At 49.7% G+C, this 859-nt stretch carries 1 pseudogene; it reads right to left on the bottom strand.

The window, feature by feature from the left end:
- Positions 1–230 (bottom strand): annotated as a pseudogene (locus tag ACRZ91_RS22170) (IS3 family transposase); the annotation flags it as partial.
- Between the last annotated feature and the right edge of the window lie 629 nt (positions 231–859).

Here is an 859-nt window from a genome sequence, read left to right as displayed (position 1 = left end):
GAATGCAGATCAAGAATCACGGCAAGGTAGAGCCATCCTTCTCGGGTCCACACATAGCTGATGTCGCCAGCCCATTTCTGATTTGGCTGATCGGCATGGAAGTCCCGGTTCAGCAGGTTCGGCACAATGTTGAAAGCGTGGTTGCTGTCGGTCGTCACCTTGTATTTCTTTGATCTCTCGACCCGTATGCCGTTGTCACGCATCAGCCTACCAACGCGACGGTGAGCCATTTTGGTAACCGGTTGCTATGCTCCACCTTTTTTCTGCCCACCAAACACAAGCTCAAAGCGATTGCGACGTTGGTAGCGCCTGTTGTCGCTTCGAATTGGTGTATTGCGCGCTTTCCAGCGTGGAATACAGCTGTGATCCCTTATGTCTTTTTGGTCTTCAGCAAATCTGTTTTTAACTACTGGGCAAGTGAACGTTATCATTGACGCCCGTTCACTGATCAGAACCCACCGATGCCAAATTACTACTTTGAAACTGTGGCTAGATAGCCTCTTACGAAAACTTGTTACACAGCGTCCGGTCTGGGTGTGCTGGAGGCGGCGTAGTTATCAGATCGAACTGCCAGGGGGCAGCACAAACACAAAGCTGCGCGCAGCTTGTCATTATCGGGAACGCACTCCAAATCAGTCCGCACCATAGGGTCAGATACAACGCTTACATTTGCCCGTCTGAGTTTCCGGTTATGGTGCTAAGAAGGATTGATCGTGAAGCAAGCAGTTTGGTGGACTGTTTGTAGATCGAACGGGTTGTTTGGAATTTGGTTTCGGGCGTAGGATTTGAACCTCTGACCTTCAGGTTATGAGCCTGACGAGGTGAAGACGTTAAGCAATTGATCCAGTGGATCAATTGT

It is taken from the genome of Ruegeria sp. O11 (genome assembly GCF_056535285.1).
Note: the sequence above shows the minus strand (reverse complement) of the source record. Positions and strands in the feature narration are given on the sequence as shown.